General features: G+C 65.3%; 20 protein-coding genes. 3 read left to right on the forward strand and 17 right to left on the reverse strand.

Annotation, left to right across the window (positions count from 1 at the left end):
* Positions 1-2: 2 nt before the first annotated feature.
* The 7 genes from mihF to pyrR form a co-directional block, all read right to left on the reverse strand.
* On the reverse strand, positions 3-326 hold the full coding sequence (mihF, locus tag CAFEA_RS06260) for an integration host factor, actinobacterial type (protein WP_034999332.1): 324 nt from the start codon (positions 324-326) through the stop codon (positions 3-5).
* A 223-nt stretch (positions 327-549) separates the two neighbouring features.
* A complete protein-coding gene (gene pyrF, locus CAFEA_RS06265) occupies positions 550-1377 on the reverse strand; it encodes an orotidine-5'-phosphate decarboxylase (RefSeq protein WP_063936766.1) in 828 nt (275 codons plus the stop codon).
* On the reverse strand, positions 1377-4748 hold the full coding sequence (gene carB / locus CAFEA_RS06270) for a carbamoyl-phosphate synthase large subunit (RefSeq protein ID WP_063936767.1): 3372 nt from the start codon (positions 4746-4748) through the stop codon (positions 1377-1379). Before carB ends, pyrF begins: the two co-directional genes overlap by 1 nt.
* Positions 4749-4771: 23 nt before the next feature.
* A complete protein-coding gene (locus CAFEA_RS06275; RefSeq protein ID WP_063936768.1) occupies positions 4772-5251 on the reverse strand; it encodes a carbamoyl-phosphate synthase domain-containing protein in 480 nt (159 codons plus the stop codon).
* A 3-nt stretch (positions 5252-5254) separates the two neighbouring features.
* Positions 5255-6538, reverse strand: coding sequence for a dihydroorotase (locus CAFEA_RS06280; protein ID WP_063936769.1), 1284 nt, complete (start codon positions 6536-6538; stop codon positions 5255-5257).
* Entirely contained in the window at positions 6535-7485 is a 951-nt protein-coding gene (locus CAFEA_RS06285) for an aspartate carbamoyltransferase catalytic subunit (protein WP_063936770.1), read from the reverse strand. Before CAFEA_RS06285 ends, CAFEA_RS06280 begins: the two co-directional genes overlap by 4 nt.
* Positions 7482-8057, reverse strand: a complete 576-nt coding sequence (gene pyrR, locus CAFEA_RS06290) for a bifunctional pyr operon transcriptional regulator/uracil phosphoribosyltransferase PyrR (RefSeq protein WP_034998864.1) — start codon at positions 8055-8057, stop codon at positions 7482-7484. The genes CAFEA_RS06285 and pyrR overlap by 4 nt, the downstream gene beginning before the upstream one ends.
* A 130-nt stretch (positions 8058-8187) precedes the next feature.
* Here pyrR and CAFEA_RS06295 point away from each other — a divergent pair, with 130 nt between their 5' ends.
* From CAFEA_RS06295 to CAFEA_RS06305, 3 genes are read left to right on the forward strand one after another with little or no spacing between them, the layout of a single operon-like run.
* On the forward strand, positions 8188-9519 hold the full coding sequence (locus CAFEA_RS06295) for a TIGR01777 family oxidoreductase (RefSeq protein WP_063936771.1): 1332 nt from the start codon (positions 8188-8190) through the stop codon (positions 9517-9519).
* Positions 9516-9998, forward strand: coding sequence for a type III secretion system chaperone family protein (locus tag CAFEA_RS06300; RefSeq protein ID WP_034998862.1), 483 nt, complete (start codon positions 9516-9518; stop codon positions 9996-9998). The genes CAFEA_RS06295 and CAFEA_RS06300 overlap by 4 nt, the downstream gene beginning before the upstream one ends.
* On the forward strand, positions 9998-10474 hold the full coding sequence (locus tag CAFEA_RS06305; RefSeq protein WP_063936772.1) for a YbjN domain-containing protein: 477 nt from the start codon (positions 9998-10000) through the stop codon (positions 10472-10474). Before CAFEA_RS06300 ends, CAFEA_RS06305 begins: the two co-directional genes overlap by 1 nt.
* Here the strand turns inward: CAFEA_RS06305 and CAFEA_RS06310 are convergent.
* The 10 genes from CAFEA_RS06310 to CAFEA_RS06355 form a co-directional block, all read right to left on the reverse strand.
* Entirely contained in the window at positions 10471-11313 is an 843-nt protein-coding gene (locus tag CAFEA_RS06310) for a PPK2 family polyphosphate kinase (RefSeq protein WP_063936773.1), read from the reverse strand. The two genes, CAFEA_RS06305 and CAFEA_RS06310, sit on opposite strands and share 4 nt — an antisense overlap.
* A 113-nt stretch (positions 11314-11426) precedes the next feature.
* Positions 11427-12059, reverse strand: a complete 633-nt coding sequence (nusB, locus tag CAFEA_RS06315) for a transcription antitermination factor NusB (RefSeq protein ID WP_063936774.1) — start codon at positions 12057-12059, stop codon at positions 11427-11429.
* On the reverse strand, positions 12059-12622 hold the full coding sequence (efp, locus tag CAFEA_RS06320; RefSeq protein ID WP_034998857.1) for an elongation factor P: 564 nt from the start codon (positions 12620-12622) through the stop codon (positions 12059-12061). Before efp ends, nusB begins: the two co-directional genes overlap by 1 nt.
* A 51-nt stretch (positions 12623-12673) precedes the next feature.
* Positions 12674-13765, reverse strand: a complete 1092-nt coding sequence (locus CAFEA_RS06325) for an aminopeptidase P family protein (protein ID WP_063936775.1) — start codon at positions 13763-13765, stop codon at positions 12674-12676.
* Complete coding sequence (aroQ, locus tag CAFEA_RS06330) at positions 13765-14199, reverse strand: type II 3-dehydroquinate dehydratase (RefSeq protein ID WP_063936776.1); 435 nt, start codon at positions 14197-14199, stop codon at positions 13765-13767. The genes CAFEA_RS06325 and aroQ overlap by 1 nt, the downstream gene beginning before the upstream one ends.
* A gap of 2 nt (positions 14200-14201) precedes the next feature.
* Positions 14202-15254: a 3-dehydroquinate synthase gene (gene aroB, locus CAFEA_RS06335; protein WP_063936777.1), complete on the reverse strand. Its 1053-nt coding sequence runs from the start codon at positions 15252-15254 to the stop codon at positions 14202-14204.
* A gap of 31 nt (positions 15255-15285) precedes the next feature.
* Positions 15286-15801, reverse strand: a complete 516-nt coding sequence (locus CAFEA_RS06340; RefSeq protein ID WP_063936909.1) for a shikimate kinase — start codon at positions 15799-15801, stop codon at positions 15286-15288.
* Between the two features lie 149 nt (positions 15802-15950).
* Complete coding sequence (gene aroC, locus CAFEA_RS06345; RefSeq protein WP_063936778.1) at positions 15951-17174, reverse strand: chorismate synthase; 1224 nt, start codon at positions 17172-17174, stop codon at positions 15951-15953.
* Positions 17175-17211: 37 nt separating this feature from the next.
* The gene (locus CAFEA_RS06350) at positions 17212-17685 is read right to left on the reverse strand and encodes a prepilin peptidase (RefSeq protein WP_350308260.1); all 474 of its coding nucleotides are present in this window, start codon (positions 17683-17685) and stop codon (positions 17212-17214) included.
* Positions 17648-18469 (reverse strand): shikimate dehydrogenase, encoded by an 822-nt coding sequence (locus CAFEA_RS06355; RefSeq protein ID WP_063936779.1) that lies wholly within the window; start codon positions 18467-18469, stop codon positions 17648-17650. Before CAFEA_RS06355 ends, CAFEA_RS06350 begins: the two co-directional genes overlap by 38 nt.
* Between the last annotated feature and the right edge of the window lies 1 nt (position 18470).

Genomic DNA, 18470 nt, shown 5'->3' on the forward strand with positions numbered 1-18470 from the left:
GTTTAGTTCTCTTCGTAGCCGAAGCGCTCGAGCAGCGCGCGACGCTGACGGTCGCCGAGGCCGCGCAGACGACGGGTCTGAGCGATCTCCAGCTCCTCCATGATCTCGCGAGCCTTGACCTTGCCCACCTTCGGCATAGCCTCGAGGAGTGCGGAGACCTTGGTCTTGCCGATGATCTCGTCGGTGTCAGCCTTGTCCAGGACGTCCTTCAGCGTGGTCTCGCCGCGCTTGAGGGATGCCTTCAGCTCGGCACGAGCCTTGCGGGCCTCAGCAGCCTTCTCAAGTGCTGCCTTGCGCTGCTCATCGGTCAACTGTGGAAGTGCCACGGGTTCCTCCATGTGATAGTTACGAACATTTATCCAGTCCGACATGTGCCGGATCCGGGGCGCACTCCGCCGAATATCATCGGTGCAATTCGCCACGTTCGGCACAGTCTAACACTGCTTTTCTCTGCAACGGTGCTGCGGAGCGCGTTATGCACCGCATTTCTCCACGTCACCGTGCGACGGAATTAAACTACCAGGGATTTTGCTAGGCGGTAAATACACCCTAGCCTTTCGCCTGTTTCCCCAGGTCAGACACACGTTTACGCAGCTCAGCGACTTCCGGCCCTGCAGCGAGGACCGAGCGGGAAACGCTGGGGAAAACGAGGTGCCCCACCTCACCCGCAATCGCTTGGGCATCGTCCATCGTCGCTCCTTGGGCACCCACGCCCGGCATCAGCACCGGCGCGTTCAGCTGGTCCAGCACCGGCGGGTTTTGCACAGTCGCGCCGACGACCACACCGACGTGCCCAATGTATTCAGCATCGTCGCCACGGTTGTACTCCGCGCACTCATCCACCATCCGCTGCGCGAGCATCTTCCCGTCGATAGTGCCGGTCTGCAGCGCCACCGCCTCCGGGTTGGAATTGGCGGCCATGACAAACACGCCTTTGCCGTGCTGGGCCGCCAGCTCGATCGCCGGGTCGAGCGAGCCAACACCAAGGTACGGCGTCAAGGTCAGCGCGTCGGCCTCCAACGGAGAACCCGGCGCTAGCCAGGCCGCCGCGTAGCCCGCCATCGTGGACCCGATGTCGCCGCGTTTCGCATCGGCGATTACCAAGGTGCCGCTCTCACGCAGTTGCGCGAGCGTGTCCTCGAGCACCGCGTATCCGGCTGAGCCGAAGCGCTCGAAAAACGCCACCTGCGGCTTGACCACCGCGGCGTGGCCGGCGAATGCCTCCACACAGGTCTCGGAGAACGCCCGCAGACCCTCGACTGTGTCTTCAAGCCCCCACTGTGCAAGCAGCGCGGCGTGAGGGTCGATGCCCACGCACAGACGGCCATACTCCCGCCCGGCCTCAACGAGGCGCTCGCCGAAGCCCTGTGCCGTCATTACTTCGCCTCCGTCTTGCCGTGCTCGAGCTCCTGCAGGCTGGTCACGGAGAACTCCTTGGCGCGGGTCGCCTCGATGCCCTGCACTGCTGCGGTGACGCCCTGCACGGTGGTCATGATGGCCACGTCGGCGATAACGGCCGCCGCGCGGATGTCGTAACCGTCGTGGCGCGCGCCTGCGGAGCCAGCTGGGGTGTTCAACACCAGGTCGATCTCGCCATCCAGGATGCGGTCCACAATGGACTTCCCCTCAGCGCCCTCACGCACCTGTGATCCCTTGAGCACGACCTCGCATTCGATGCCGTTGCGGCGCAGCATCTGCGCCGTGCCCTCCGTTGCCAGGACCTTGAATCCCATGGTGGACAGGCGCTGGATCGGGAAAATCAGGGTGCGCTTGTCGCGGTTGGCAAGCGAGACAAACACAGTGCCTTCGGTAGGCAATTCGCCGAATGCCGCGGCCTCCGCCTTGGCGTACGCCATTCCGAAGGACGGTGCCAGGCCCATGACTTCGCCGGTAGATTTCATCTCCGGGCCGAGGATGGTGTCCAGCAGCGCGCCGTCCGGGCGGCGGAACCGGGTAAACGGCAGCACCGCTTCCTTCACCGCGATCGGGTGCTCCAGCGGCAAGGATCCGCCGTCGTAGTCGGACGGGATCAACCCTTCGGTACGCAGCTGCGCAATCGTGGCACCCATCATGATGCGCGCGGCTGCCTTGGCCAGATGCACGCCGGTGGCCTTGGACACGAACGGCACGGTGCGCGACGCGCGCGGGTTGGCTTCGATGACGTAGAGGATGTCATCCTTGAGCGCGAACTGCACGTTCATCAGGCCCTCGACGCCAATGCCGTGCGCGAGAGCTTCTGCGGAACGGCGGACCTTGGCAATGTCGTCCGGCCCCAGCGTCATCGGCGGCAGCGCGCAGGCGGAGTCGCCGGAGTGGATGCCGGCTTCCTCGATGTGCTCCATCACGCCGCCGAGGTAGACGTCCGTGCCGTCGCAGAGCACGTCGACGTCGATCTCGATAGCGTTGTCCAAAAAGCGGTCCACCAGCACCGGGTGGTCCGGGGACAACTCGGTGGCGCGGTTGATGTAGTCGCGCAGGTTGTCCTCGTCATAGACAATCTCCATGCCGCGGCCACCTAGCACGTAGGAGGGGCGCACCAGCACCGGGTAGCCGATGCGGTCCGCCACCTCGCGGGCGCCTTCGAAGGTGGTGGCAGTGCCGAAGGCTGGTGCCGGCAGGTTCGCTGCGTCGAGCACCTTGCCAAACTCGCCGCGATCCTCCGCCATGTCAATGGCCTTGGGGGAAGTGCCGACCACCGGCACGCCGGCGTCTTCAAGCTGCTGCGCCAGACCCAGCGGCGTCTGGCCGCCGAGCTGCACGATCACGCCTGCGACGGTGCCGGTGGCGGCCTCAGCGCGGTAGATCTCCATGACATCTTCGAACGTCAGCGGCTCGAAGTAGAGGCGGTCAGCGGTGTCGTAGTCGGTGGAAACGGTCTCCGGGTTGCAGTTGACCATCACCGTCTCGTAGCCCACACGCGACAGCTCCAGCGCAGCGTGCACGCAGGAGTAGTCGAACTCGATGCCCTGGCCGATGCGGTTCGGGCCGGAGCCGAGGATGATCACCTTCTGCTTTTCGCTGTAGCTCGAAGCAGCACCAGAATCAGAAGCAACAACCTCGGATTCGGCGTCCGGGTCGAGCTCGTAGGCGGAGTACAGGTAAGGCACCTTCGCGTCGAACTGGCCGGAGCAGGTGTCCACCGTCTTAAACGTCGGGGTAATGCCCAGCGACCAGCGCAGCTGGCGCACACCGGACTCCCCCGCCAGCTCCGGGCGCAGCGCGGCGATCTGGGCGTCGGACAGGCCAAACGCCTTCGCTTCGCGCAACAGCTCGGCGTCGAGCACCGGGGCGTCGAGAAGCTGCTGCCTAAATTCGATGAGTGCGACGAGCTCCTCCAGGAACCACGGGTCGATGCCGGAGGCCTCGTACACCTCGTCCACGCTGGCGCCGAGGCGCAGCGCGAGCTCCACGTCGTAGAGGCGCTTGTCGGTGGGCACCTTCAGGTCCTCGAGCACCGCCGCGACGTCGGTGGCGCGCTCGCCGGCGAAGTACTCGTCCGGGCGGGTCCAGAAGCCGTTCGGCTTGTCCTCCATCGAGCGCATGACCTTGTTCAGGCCCTGGATGTAGTTACGGCCGATGCCCATGGCCTCGCCCACCGCCTTCATCGACGTGCCCAGGGTCTCGTCGGAGCCCGGGAACTTCTCAAAGGCAAAGCGCGGCATTTTCACAATGACGTAGTCCAGCGACGGCTCCGCGAGCGCCGTGGTCTCCCCGCCGGTCATGTCGTTGGGGATCTCGTCAAGGGTGTAACCGATGGCGAGCAAGGTGGCCATCTTCGCAATCGGGTAGCCCGTGGCCTTGGACGCCAAAGCAGACGAACGCGACACGCGCGGGTTCATCTCGATTGTGATCATGCGGCCGTCTTCGGGGTTGATGGCGAACTGGATGTTGCAGCCGCCCGTTTTCACACCGACTTCGCGGATGATGGCCTTGCCCTGCTCGATCATGGTGGTCACCTCAGGCTCAGTCATGGTCAGCACCGGAGCCACGGTGACGGAGTCGCCGGTGTGCACGCCCATCGCGTCCACGTTCTCGATGGTGGCGACGGCGATGCAGTTATCCGCGGAGTCGCGGATAAGTTCCAGCTCGATTTCCTTCCAGCCCAGGATGGATTCCTCGATCAGCACGTTCGCCTCCGGCGAGGCCACCAGGCCGTCGCCGGCGATGCGGTGCAGATCGACCATGTCGTAGGCCAGGCCGGAGCCGAGGCCGCCCATGGTAAACGAGGGGCGCACCACGCATGGGAAGCCCAGTTCCGCGACGGTTTCCTCGACCTCTTCCATGGTGTAGCACACGCGGGAGCGGGCGGATTCGCCGCCGATTTTCTCCACGATGTCCTTGAACTTCTGGCGGTCCTCGCCGCGCTCGATGGCCTCGATGTCGGCGCCGATGAGCTCCACCCCGTGCTTTTCCAAAATGCCAAGGCGATCCAGCTTGATCGCGGCGTTCAGGGCGGTCTGGCCACCGAGCGTGGGCAGGATCGCGTCCACCGGGTGGCCCTGCTCTGCCTCGCGGGCGAGGACCCGGTCGATGTAGCCGGGCTCAATCGGTTCCACGTAGGTGTGGTCGGCGAACTCCGGGTCGGTCATGATCGTCGCCGGGTTGGAGTTCACCAGCGTTACCCGCAGGCCCTCGTTTTTGAGCACGCGGCACGCCTGGGTGCCGGAGTAGTCGAACTCGCAAGCCTGGCCGATCACGATCGGGCCGGAGCCGATGACCAGGACGTGGTTTAAGTCGTTGCGCTTCATGTGTGTATCTCCTGGTCTTTCTCTTAGGCTTCGTGCTTATCGACGGTGACCTGGCCCCGCACCGACTTTCCCTCGCGGGCGGCGTTTGCCAGGTGGCGGACAAGCTTGCGGGTGTCCACGCCCCACAAGCCGGTGACACCCTGCGCCGCAAGTTCTTCGGCCAGGGTGCGCTGGGCGTTGTGGTTGGAGGCAATGCGCGCGACGTCGCGCACGATGACGGCTGCGGCGGTGATCTCGGTGCTGCCGGACGCGCCCTCGCCGGTCCAGCCGACGTTGCCCACCTGCGGGGAGGCGAAAACAAGGATCTGGCCTTGTCGATTGGCCTCGCACAGTTCGCGCTCGTAGCCGAACATGTCGGCGGTGAAGGCGACCTCGCCGGCGATCTCATCCGAGATGTTTGCTGCGGGCGTCGCCCCGAAAATGAAGCCGGGGAAGGCGGAGCCGTCGTCAAGCACGAGCGTCGCGCGCGTGCGCTGGGGTTGCTTGGTGGTGTTGTCAGACATGGTTTACGCCTTCTTCGCGTCGTAGGTTTGGGTGCCGCGCAGCCAGGTGCCAACCACGCGGGCGGAAAATTCGATGTCTTCGTACGGGGTGTTGGATGCCTTGGACGCCATCTCATCGCCGTGGGCGGTCCACGGCGACTGCGGGTCCACCAGCACCAGGTTGGCCGGCTCACCGACGTTGATCGGTCGGCCCTGGTCTTCAAGTCGCAGGATCTCAGCCGGACGCTCGCTCATGACCTTGGCCACGAAGCGCCAATCGGCCTCGCCCGACTCCACGAAGATGCGGTGGACCACGGCCAAAGAGGTCTCCAGGCCGAGCATGCCGGGCTTGGCGTGCTCGAACTCCACGCACTTGTCCTCGGAGCCGTGCGGGGCGTGGTCGGTGGCGACCACGTCAACGGTGCCGTCGAGAAGCGCTTGCTTGAGCGCTTCGGCGTCGCGGGCCTCGCGCAACGGCGGGTTCACGCGGAACAGGCCGTCGTAGGTGGCGAGCTTCTCGTCGGTGAGCATGAGGTGGTGCGGGGTGACCTCGGCGGTGACGTCGATGCCCTGGTTCTTAGCAAAGCGCAGAAGCTCCACGGTGCCCTCGGTGGAGGCGTGGCACAGATGGTAGCGGCCGCCGTAGTCGCGGGTCATGATCGCGTCACGCGCCACAATGGACTCCTCCGCCACGCGCGGCCAACCGCGCAGGCCCAGACGTGCGGCCTGCTCGCCCTCGTGGGCGACGGAGCCCTCGGTCATGCGGTGGTCCTCGGCGTGCTGCGCGAGCACCACGTCGTGCGCCTTGGCGTACTCGATGGCGCGGCGCATCAGCTGCGGGTCGTTGACGCACTTGCCGTCGTCGGAGAACATGCGCACGCCGCTGCGGGACATCAGCCCGATCTCGGTGAGCTGCTCACCCTTCAAACCCTGGGAAATGGAGCCCACCGGGTAGACGTCGCACTTGCCGTACTCCTGGCCCTTCGTCCATACCGCCTCAGCGAGGAACGGCTGGTCGATCACTGGGGAGGTGTTGGCCATGGTGAACACGGCGGTGAACCCGCCCTTGGCCGCGGCGTCAGAGCCGGTGGCGATCGTCTCAGTGTCCTCGCGGCCCGGCTCGCGCAAGTGCACGTGCATGTCCACCAGGCCCGGCAGCAGCACGTTGCCCCCGCAGTCCACGACCTCGTCCGCGTCGTCGAAGGGGTTCTCCCCGACCGCGTCGATCACGCCGTCGGCGACGTCGATGAGAATGTTGGTCACGTCCTCGCCGTACGGGCGGACGTTGTTCAAAGCGAACGTGGTCACTTGATGGCTCCTTCCTCAGCGCTGCCCCGCTCGTCAGAGCTAGCCAGCAGGGTAAACAGCACGGCCATGCGGGTGTAGACACCGTTGGAGACCTGGCCCAGCACCACGGCGTTGTCGCGGTCCGCGACGTCGAAGTTGATTTCCATGCCGCGCAACATCGGGCCCGGGTGCATGATCAGCGCCGAGTCCTTCATGCGGTTCGCGCGGTCCTTGCTCAGCCCGTACAGGGTGGCGTACTCGCGGTGCGACGGGAAGAAGCCGCCGTGCATGCGCTCAGCCTGCACGCGCAGCATCATCACCACGTCCGCCTGCTCGACCTCGGCGTCGAAGTCGTGTGAGACTCGCGCCGGCCAGTACTGCACGCCGGTGGGCAGCAGCGTCGGCGGGGCCACCAGCACAACCTCGGCACCGAGCGTGTGCAGCAGGTCCACGTTGGAGCGCGCCACGCGCGAGTGCAGGACGTCGCCAACGATGAGCACGGTCTTGCCCGCCACGTCGCCGATGTGCTGGCGCATGGTCACCGCGTCCAAAAGCGCCTGGGTGGGGTGCTGGTGCTGGCCGTCGCCAGCGTTAATGATGCTGGTTTCCGGCAGCCACTTACGCAGCAGCTGCGATGCGCCCGAAGCCGGGTGGCGCATGATGATCGCGTCTGCGCCGACCGCCTCGAGGGTCGCGGCGGTGTCTTTGAGCGACTCGCCCTTCTTCACCGACGACGAGGACGCGGACAGGTTGATCACATCGGCGCTCATCCACTTCCCTGCCGTCTCAAAGGAGGATCTGGTGCGGGTGGAGTTTTCATAGAACAGCGTCATCACCGTGCGGCCACGCAGGGTGGGCAGCTTCTTAATCTCGCGGCCGTCCAAGGCTTCGCGGAAACGGTCCGCCTCGTCCATCAGGCCGACAATTTCCTCGCGGGACAGATCCGCGATGTCGATCAGGTGCTTCATTTCGTGCCTCCCTCTGCAGGCCTGGACAGGGTGACCCGGTCCTCGGCATCGAGCGGCGTCAGCGACACGGTGACGTCCTCGTCCTTCGAGGTGGGGATGTTCTTGCCCACGTAGTCCGCGCGGATGGGCAGTTCTCTGTGGCCGCGGTCCACCAGCACCGCCAGTTGGATGGCTGCGGGGCGGCCGATGTCGCGCAAGGAATCCAGCGCCGCGCGGATGGTGCGGCCGGAGTACAGCACGTCGTCGACCAGGATCACCACCGCCCCGTCAATGTCCACCGGGATGTTGGTGGGCCGCAGGGCGCGGTGGGGGCGGTTGCGCAAATCATCGCGGTACAGCGTCGTGTCCAGGCTGCCCACGGGGATCGCCACCCCGGAAAATTCTTCAACGGCTACTGCAATTCGCTGTGCCAGCGGCACTCCCCCGGACGGAATTCCCAACAGCAGAACCTGTGGGCTGGTCTCATCGTCCAACGCCGTTTTCTCAATAATCTGATGCGCGATGCGTGCAACAGTGCGGCCGACGTCTTGAGCGTTCAGCAACTCGACGGTCGACCGTTCGTTCTCACTCATCGAACCTCCTTCCCCGCCTCACAGTGCGGAATTTAAAGGATTTCGAACCGGCCCCACTTGCCGGGGCCGTGTGTAGTCTTGGGACCGCGTTTCACCTTAGCACCTGCATGTATAAACCGGGAAGGATTCCATGGGCATCCGCGCTGAGTACACCCTGCCTTTCGACCGCGACACCGTATGGCGCTGGCACACCCGCCCGGGCGCCGTCACCCGCCTCACCCCCGGGTTCCTGCCAATGCGGGTGCAAAGCGAAGCGGCGTCGATACGCAATGGCACCACTGTGTTCCGCCTCCCCGCGGGCCAGCAGTGGGTCGCGCGCCACTGCGCCGACGACTACATCGCGGGCGGCCAGTTCACCGACGTCGCAGCGAACCAGCCGCTGCGCGCGGCTACCGGTTGGCGCCACGTGCACCGTTTCGAGGACGTAGGTGAGGGCACTTTGCTTATCGACGACGTCACGGCCCGCATCCCAGAAGCCCTGCTGCGTCCAGCTTGGGCCTACCGCCAGCGCCAGTTGGTGGAAGACCTGCGCTTCATCGCCTCCCTGCCGGATACTGCCCCGAAGACGGTGGCCATGACAGGTTCCAGCGGCCTCGTCGGCACTCACCTGCGCGCGCAACTGACCACCGCCGGGCACACCGTGATCCCGCTGGTGCGCGGCTCAGCGGGCCCGGGCGAGCGGCACTGGGACATGGACGATCCAGCACCTGACCTGCTGCGCGGCGTCGACGGGGTGATCCACCTCGCGGGCGAGACCATCATGGGCCGGTTCACCGAGGAAAAGAAGCGTAAGATCCGCGACTCGCGGGTAGAACCCACCCGCAAGCTCGCCCGCTTGGCCGCGGACTCCGGCGTGGACGTCTTCGTCGGCGCCTCCGCGGTCGGCTACTACGGCACCGACGCCGGAAGCGTACCCCGCACCGAAACTGACGGCCCCGGCGAAGGTTTTCTGGCCGAGGTCTGCAACGCCTGGGAAGAGGCAGCACGCGTCGAGGGGTTACGCAGCGTGCACATCCGCACCGGGCTGGCGCTTTCCAGCGCGGGTGGACTACTGCCGGTGCTCAAGGCCAGCGTCAACGCAGGGCTCTCCGCGCGGTTCGGGCGCGGGGATTTTTGGATGAGCTGGGTGGCGCTGGACGACCTCACCGACTTCTACGTGCGCGCGCTAATAGACGACACGGTCTCCGGGCCTGTCAACGCCACCGCCCCGGAACCTGTGACCAACGCCGAGATCTCTTCGACCCTCGCGCATTTGCTGCGCCGGCCGGACGTGTTTTCCATCCCGACGTTCGGCCCGAAACTGCTGCTGGGCGAAGAAGGCGCGCACGAGCTCGCGCTGGCGGACCAACGTGCCCTTCCCACCGTGGCGGCCGAGCGCGGCTGGCGGCTGCGCTACCCCACCCTCGAGGCCGCCCTGCGCCACGAGTTGGGCCACGAGCAGCTGCTAGTCTCGCAGGCGTGACTACTGATCAAACCGAAGAGCCCGTCCAGCCGAGCGAGCACCCCGAACGCAACGTGACCGAAAAGGTCACGCCTGAGGCCGTCGCCGCGATCTTCGAGGAAGAAAACCTCGAGTACCGCATCGAAGACCAGGTGGTGCGCTCCGGCTTCATCAACGCCGCCATCGTGGTCGCCATCGACGGAGACCACCTCGTGTTCGAAGCACTGTGGCGCGGCGAGTTCCCCCGCGAGATGGCGCCGAAAGTGCTTTACGCCTGCAACGAGCACAACCAGACGCATTTCGCGCCTACCCTGCGCTTCTTCGAGCGCGGCGAGGATCAGCTGGCCATCAGCGCCATCCGTTCGATGCGCATCGCCGAAAGCGCGTCGTTCAACCAGCTTGGCGCCTTCATCGTCAGCTCCATCGACGCCACTTTGCAGGCCTTCGACTTTTTGAAGAACACTTTCCCCACCGTTGTCACCTGGGAGGAGCCGCAGTAATGAGCAACGCAACGCTCGTGACCATCGACCGCGTGATCAAGGCCATGGCAGGCCACGACGTTGAGGTCGCCGACGACCCCTCGGGCCGCGCGGCCCACGCCAACGTCAACGGCTACAACCTTCTTTTCGTGCTGCTGGATTCCGTGCTCATCGTGCGCGCCGACTCCGTCACCGACACCCCGGCCGACACCCCGGACGCCACCTTGTACCTGGCGGCGAACCAGGTCAACAGCTCCTACCTGGATGCCCGCGCACTCGTGGTCAACCGCACCGAGAACCTCGTCGTGCGCACCGAGTCCGAGATCCAGGTCGGCGCGGGGCTTGCCGACGACCAGCTCTCCAACGCGCTCAAGGCCGCCGTCGACGGCGTGCTGGCCACCCAGGACGCGATGCGCGCCCTGGTCAGCGAAATCCAGAAGCAGGCCGAAGCCGCAGACACCGCCCCGGCAGACGGCGAAACCGACTCCGCCGGCTAGGAGTTCTCCAGGCGCTCCAGCTCAACCTCGGGGTCAAAGTCGGCGGCAGGCCACTCGAGGTTGAGCGACTTTAGTGCGTCGAAAAGCAATGCCTTGACCACCGTGCGGCAGTACTTCTTGTTGTCGGACGGGATGCAGTACCACGGCGCGACCTCGGTGGACGTGCGCGTCATGGCGATCTGGTAGGCGGCCATGAACTGGCTCCACAGCTTGCGGTCCTCGATGTCACTCGGGTTGTACTTCCAGTGCTTGTCCGCCCGCTCGATGCGCTCTTTGAGGTTCTCCGCCTGGAACTCGCGCGAGATGTGCGGCATCACCTTGATGATCTTCGTGCCGTTGGCCGCCAGCTCGTTTTCAAACTCCACGATCGCGCCGTAGCGGCGCTCAATCTCCTCCGGCGGCGCCATTTGCTTCACGCGCTGCACCAGCACGTCCTCGTAGTGCGAGCGGTCGAATACCGCGATCTGTCCCGGCTTGGGCAGGTGCGAAGTGAAGCGCCATAAGAAGTCGTGCGCTGCCTCCTCCTCCGTCGGGCGCCCGAAGCCCTGGACGTGCACGCCCTGCAAGTCCATGGTCGCGCCGATAACGTGGCGAACAATACCGCCTTTGCCGGCCGTGTCCATGCCTTGCAGCACCAGCAGAATCGAACCGGCATTATCGTTGCCGGCGCGGCCGTTGGCGAAGAGCATCTCCTGCAGCTCGTCCAGGTCGTCGTCGTATTCGTTGAAGGCGTCGTCCACGTCCGAGACGCCTGGGGTGGCGGCCGGGTCCACGTCCGCGAGCTGAAAATCGGGGCCAACGAAGAACTGTTTGGCTTCCTCAACGGTGAGTTTGGACATGTCGGTTCCTTTCGGTGGTGTTCGTTCTAGAAGTCGAGTAAAGGAGGTCGAGTACGCCGCTCAATGGGCGTGAACTCGACCTCCTCTACTCGACTTTCTGCCGGGGCCCGGTACTAGCCGCGGGTCCCGTCCGTCGCCGGTTCCCCGGCCTCCAAGTCCTCGGTGGACTCGGCGATCTCGCGGTCCGTGGCTGCGTCGGTGTCCTCCGCCTGCTCCAGCCCGAGGTCCTCCGAGTGCTCATCGGTGGGGGCACTCTCATCCTCAACCGGGTAGGCGTCTTCCGCTCCCTCGCCGGCAAACGGCGAGTTGGATGCCGCACGTTGCGCGATGCCGTCGAGCACGACGTTGATGTACGGCGCTGCCTGGGCCCCGGAGTACTCGGCGGCCATCTCCACGCCCTCAGCGATGGACACGGGTGCGTCGACCTCGTCGTTGAAGAGAATCTCCCATGCGGCAACGCGAAGAACCTGTCGGTCAACGGCGGGCAGGCGGAACAGCTCCCAGTCCTCGGAGAGGTGGCGCTCGATCGCGTCGTCGAGGTCGTCCAGCTTCTCCGCGGCACCCGCGACAATGGTTCGGGTGTAGTCCGCTACCGGCGCGACGGCGTTGAGCGGGTTCTGCGACAGCTGCGAACGGTCCTCAACGATGGCGACCGGGTCGATGTCGCGGGTTTCCGCCTCAAAAAGAATGTCTACTGCCCGGCGGCGTGCACGGTAACGCGCGCCGTGTCGTTTGTAATCGGGCATTAGTTGTTCACGCGAGACAGGTACTCGCCGGTGCGGGTGTCCACCTTGACCACGTTGCCGGTCTCCAAAAACAGCGGCACCTGGATCTCGGCACCAGTCTCGAGGGTGGCCGGCTTGGTGCCGCCGGAGGAGCGGTCGCCCTGCAGGCCCGGCTCGGTGTGGTCGATCTTCAGGTCCACAGAAATCGGCAGCTCCGCAAAGAGCGCGTCGCCCTCGTGGAAGGACACCTGCACGCGCATGTTCTCCAGCAAGAAACGGGCGGCATCGCCGAACTTCTCCGCCGGCAGCTCGAACTGCTCGAAGGTCTTGTCGTCCATGACAACGTAGTTGGTGCCGTCGTTGTACAGGTAGGTCATGTCGCGGCGGTCCACGGTCGCGGTCTCCACCTTCACGCCCGCGTTCCAGGTCTTCTCCACGGTCTTGCCCGAAACGACATCCTTGAGCTTGGTGCGCACGAACGCCGGACCCTTACCCGGCTTCACGTGCTGGAATTCGACAATCTGCTGCAGCTTGCCGTCGTTCTTCAGCACCAGGCCGTTCTTAAAATCGGCGGTAGTTGCCATCTTGAGTACCTTCCTCCTGGGAGTATCGGGGCGTGTACAAACACAGCAATGTTACAGCACCGTCAGTTCCTTGCTGCACTCCGTGATCACCTTCGGTGCCGCCGAGGTGATGATGAGGGTGTCCTCGATGCGCACCCCCGCCTTGCCGGGGATGTAAATTCCGGGCTCGATAGTTAGCGTCATGCCCTCTTCGAGCACGCCTGTCCCGGTCTTCGCGGCGCTGGGAGCCTCGTGCACATCTAGGCCCACACCGTGGCCGGTGGAGTGCACGAAGTACTCGCCGTAGCCAGCTTCAGCGATTACGTCGCGGCAGGCCTTGTCCACGTCCACAAGCTTTGCCCCCGGCACCGCGGCCTTCACTCCCGCAAGCTGGGCGGCGAGGGTCACCTCGTAGATCTCGCGCTCAAGCTCGCCGATTTGACCGATCGCGAACGTGCGCGTCATGTCCGAGTTGAAGCCGAGGCGGTGCATACCGAAATCGATGGTGACTAGGTCACCGACCGCAATGACACGGTCGCCCGCGCCGTGGTGCGGCTTCGCCGAGTTCGGCCCGGAGGCGACGATGGTGTCGAAGCTGACGCGCTCCGCGCCGAGGACCCGCATGCGGTATTCCAGGTCCGCAGCCACCTCGCGCTCGGTGCGGCCGGCGCGGAGCTGACCGGCCTGCAGCAGTCCATCGAGCGCCTCGACGGTCAGCTCCGCCGCCTCCGTCAAGCGGGTGAGCTCAAGGTTGTCTTTGGTTAAGCGGATCTCCTCGATCACCCCGCTGACCGGTACGAGGGTGACGCCCTCGGGGCAGGCCTCGCGCAGCTTCTCTAGCTGAGCTACCGAAACATAGTCGGCTTCGAAACCCACGCGGTGGCCCTCGGCGGCCTTGGACAGCATGGCAACGCCGACGTTGCGCTCGATCGTGGCCTCGATGTCCGGCACTTCCTCGCCGATTTGGGTGGTGTAGCGCCCGTCGGTGGCGATTGCGGCAGTGCGGTCCTTCGACACCAGCATGGCGCCGTTCGACCCCGAAAAGCCTGACAGGTAACGCACGTGTGTCAGGTGCGTCACCAGCATGTCGTCGATGCGGCGCTCCGCCAGCTTCGTGGACAGTTTGCGGCGGCGGTCCTCAAATCGGGTGTCTGCCAGTGCCATCAGAGCCTCCTTGCGTAGTAGTCGAGCGCGAGCCGGTAGCCGTCCACCCCCAACCCGGCGATGACGCCTTCGGCGATCGGCGAAAGGTAGGAGTGCGCCCTAAACGGCTCGCGTGCGTGCACGTTGGAAATGTGCACCTCGATAAAGCCGTGGTGATCTTTCAGTTCTACCAGCGCGTCGCGCAGCGCGACGGAGGTATGGGTAAATCCGCCGGGGTTGATTACCACGGCCCACCCGTTGTCCGCCGCCTCGTGCACCCAGTCGATCAATTCGCCCTCGTGGTTGGACTGGCGGCATTCCACCTCCAGGCCGAGCTCGCTGCCGCGATCAAGCAATCGCTTTTCGACGTCCGCCAGCGTCACCGATCCGTAGATCTCCGGCTGCCGCTTGCCCAGCCTGTTCAAATTCGGCCCGTTAAGCACCAAAATCTTCATCGTTACTCCGAAATCGCCTCGTAGGCGGCACGCATCTCGTCTGCCGTCGTGTCCTCGAGCCGGGTGCAAGAGCCCAACCCGTCGAGAACGACAAAGCGGATGCGGCCGTCACGGTTTTTCTTGTCCAACAGCATCGCGTCGTGCAGCTCGTCGAAAGCGCCCGCCTCGTAGCGGGTGGGAAGGCCGGCTGTGGTCAGGATTTCTTCGTGGAGGGCGACCAACGGTGCGTCGACAAGCTTCCTGCCCAATGCCAGGTGAGCCACAAACATCATGCCCACCGCGACCGCGTTGCCGTGCCGCCAAGAGTAGTTTTCGCGGCGCTCGATGGCGTGGCCGAGAGTGTGGCCGTAGTTGAGAATTTCGCGCAGGCCGGACTCCTTCAAGTCCTGGCCGACAACGCTCGCCTTCACCGCCACGGAACGCTCTACCAGCTCCGGCCAATGCTTTTCGGCACCGTCCTGGTAGAGCTCGAGGATGCGCGGATCCGCGATTAAGCCGGTTTTGATCAGCTCCGCGGAGCCGGAGACGACCTCCGCTTCCGGCAGGGTGTCGATGCGGGCGAGGTCGATGAAGACGCTGTCCGGCTCGTGGAACGCGCCAACAAGGTTTTTGCCGCCGGAAGTGTTGATTCCGGTCTTGCCGCCGACAGCTGCATCCACCATCGCCAGCAGCGTGGTGGGCACCTGCACGACCTTGATGCCGCGCATCCACGTCGCCGCGGCGAAGCCGGCGAGATCCGTCACCGCGCCGCCGCCGAGGCCGACCACCGCGTCCTGGCGGGAAAAACCGCGCTCACCGAGCGTGTCCCAGAGATTGGAAAGGACCTTCAGGTTTTTGCCGGCTTCCGCGTCCGGCACGCACACCGTCACCGGCTCTACTCCGACGGCATCAAGCGTGCGGCCAAGTTGATCTGCCACATTTGCAAGTGGCGCCTGGTGCACAACGAGCGCCCGGCGGGCGCCGATGCGTGCGACACGCTGGGCAGCCTGGTCCAAATTGTCACGCTCGATATGGATGGAGTACGGGTTTTGGCCCGTGACCTCAACTACGGCCATGCGTCTCGCCTTTCTGATGAGTTAGCCCACGTTAATCCTCGTCGATGAACCCGAGGATCTCCGCCACCACACGCTGAGGCGGGCGTTCGTCCGTGCGCACACGGAAGCTGGATACCTCGCGGTACAACGGCTCGCGCTGCTCCATCAGGTCGCGGTAGCGCTGCTGCCGGTCGTCGCCGTCAAGCACGGGACGCGACGCGTCCTCAGCAGTGCGACGGATGCCCTCCTCCGCGGTGACGTCTATCCACACAACGGTGTGTCGCTGTAGCAGCGTACGCACCTGTTTGGAGACAACCGCACCGCCGCCGAGGCTGACTACCCCGCCGGTGGCGAGCGCGCGGGCGACGTAGCCGACCTCGAGCTCGCGGAATGCCTCCTCGCCCAGCTGCGCGTACACCTCGCCGCAGGCTTTGCCCTCGCCTTGCTCGATCAGCACGTCGGAGTCCACGATGGGCAGGTTCAACGCGCTGGCGATGCGGCGGCCAATGGTGGACTTTCCGGCCCCCGGCATGCCAACCAGCACGACCCGCGGTGCGGCGTACACCATCGCCGGCGAGGCAGCGACAAGCTCGGTCGCGCTAGGCGCGTCGTTCTCTTCAAACGACGTCGACTCCTTCTCGGCTTCCGCAGGTTTCGGGGCAAGTTCATCCACCAAGTCGTTCACGATATCTACCGGGGCTCCCCCGGTCTGGGTGGTCATGCCATGTCCTCCTCTTGGGCAAACGTGAGCCGGTCCGCAGCGTACGCGCGGTAGGTCTCCACGTTGCGCCGCACCTCGTCCACAGTATCGCCACCGAACTTCTCGGACACGGCTTGCGCCAAAACCAACGCGACCATCGCCTCGGCGACCACACCGCCGGCGGGCACCGCGCACACATCCGAGCGCTGGTGGATGCCGGTCGCGGCTTCGCCGGTGGACATATCCACGGTCTTCAGCGCGCGCGGAACCGTCGAGATCGGTTTCAACGCCGCACGCAGACGCAACTGTTCGCCGTTGGTCATGCCTCCTTCGAGGCCGCCCGCGCGGTTAGTGGAGCGCTCGATGCCGTCGGCGCCCCGCACCATCTCGTCGTGCGCCTGGGAGCCACGGCGGCGCGCTTCCTCAAATCCGTCGCCGACCTCGACGCCCTTCACCGACTGGATGCCCATCAGCGCGCCAGCCAGGCGCGCGTCCAAGCGACGCTCGCCGGAGACATGCGAGCCCAGTCCGACGGGCAGCCCGTCCACGATCACCTCGACAATGCCGCCGAGGGTGTCGCCGTCCTTCTTCGCCGCCTCGATGCGGGCGACCATGTCCGCTTCCGCGTTCTTGTCGTAGGCGCGCACCGGGGAGGCGTCGATAGCCTCAATGTCCTTGAAGCTCGGGTGCGGGCCCGCGTACGGTGCGGACTCGCCGATGGAGATCACATGCGAGAACACCTCGACACCAAGCGTTTCGCGCAGGAAGCTGCGGGCCACCGTCGCCGCCGCCACGCGCGCGGCAGTCTCGCGCGCAGACGAGCGCTCGAGCACCGGACGCGCGGAGTCAAAGCCGTACTTGATCATGCCGGCAAAGTCCGCGTGGCCCGGGCGCGGGCGGGTCAGCGACGCTCCGCGCCCCGACGCCATCGCCTTCGCAACATCGGGGTCCTGCATGTCCACGGGCTCCGCTGACATGATCGTGGTCCACTTCGGCCACTCCGTATTACCGATCTGGATGGCAATGGGGCTGCCGATAGAAGTGCCGTGCACCACTCCGGTGAGGAGGGTGAGCTCATCGGCTTCAAACTTCATGCGGGCGCCACGCCCGTAGCCGAGGCGGCGTCGCGCCAATTGATGGGCAATCTCATCTTTGCGCACCGGCAGACCTGCCGGCGCATTTTCCACCAGCGCAATGAGGGCTTGGCCGTGCGATTCACCGGCCGTTGTCCAACGAAGCATGGCGACATTCTTACACAACCAATGCGCGCTTCTGCCTTCAAACCCCCGAATACATACACAAAAAAGGAAACAGCACCCACAGAGCGCAGAGCATCGACGGGCCATGCGGCACAGAACGCTTCCGAAACACCACCGCCACGCCTACGGTGAACAGGCCGGATAGCCCAAACGCGGCAACAACTCCAAGGGGCCCGCCGGCTGCCGCGCAAGCCACGCCGAGCGGGACTGCGAGCTTGATGTCTCCCCCACCGATGCCCCGGCCCACCAGCAGATACCACGTCGGCCACAGCAGCCCCCACGCCAGGGACGGCTGCCACAAGCAGGCGGTCAAAGCTGCGACCGCGGGCGGCCCCGTTAGCGCATCCGGCAGCCTGCGCTCGCGGATGTCGAAGACACACAGTAGCGCTGACCATGCAAGAAAAACAGCCCCTGCCGCATAGGCGGCGAATCCCCCAGTCCCCACGCCTGTGAGGTTAGTGGGTGTGCTCCCAGTGGCGCAACAGCGCCTCACGCATCTCCGCCCGTGGAGCAGCAACGCCAGTAAACTGCTCGAACTGGGCGTACGACTGCCCCGCCAGCATGGACAAGCCCCCCACAACCGGGTAGCCGTTCGAGGCGGCGCTCACGGCCAACGACGTGGGCCATGGGTTGTAAATCACGTCGAACACCGGAGCATGCCCAAGTGTCTTGGCATGCTGTTCCAGCGCATCCGCGGGCACGGTGGAGGCGACAACGTCCGCTTCCAAAGCAACCGGCTCTAGGTCGGCGTCGAAGGCGCAGAAGGACACGTCCATGCCCTGTGCCAGTTCCACGTACTCCGCTGCGCGGTCCGAGCGGTTGACCACGGTCACCTGCTCGCATCCGATCTCGCGCAACGCCCACATCACGGCGCGAGCTGTGCCGCCCGCGCCGACCAGAACTGCGCGCTTTGCCGGGGTCGTCTCTCCCAGCAGCTCCTGCAGCGCCACCATGGCGCCTTCGCAATCAGTGTTGTCGGCGCGCCAGCCGCCGTCGATACGCGTGAGCGTGTTCGCGGAACCAATTTGCTGCGCACGCTCGGTGACCTCCTCCGCGAAGTCCAACGCCGCGAACTTACACGGCATGGTCACCGAGAAGCCGCGGAACGTCTCGTCCGCCTCCCCCACAATGCCTGGCAGGTCGTCCGCTTCGCAGAGGATGCGGGTGTACTCCCAGCCGTCCAAGCCCAGCGCCTGATACCCGGCGCTGTGCAGCACCGGGGAGAGCGAGTGCCCGATCGGCGCGCCGAGGACCGCGGCGCGGTGCGTGAGCCCCATG

The organism is Corynebacterium afermentans subsp. afermentans, assembly GCF_030408355.1.
GTDB lineage: Bacteria > Actinomycetota > Actinomycetes > Mycobacteriales > Mycobacteriaceae > Corynebacterium > Corynebacterium afermentans.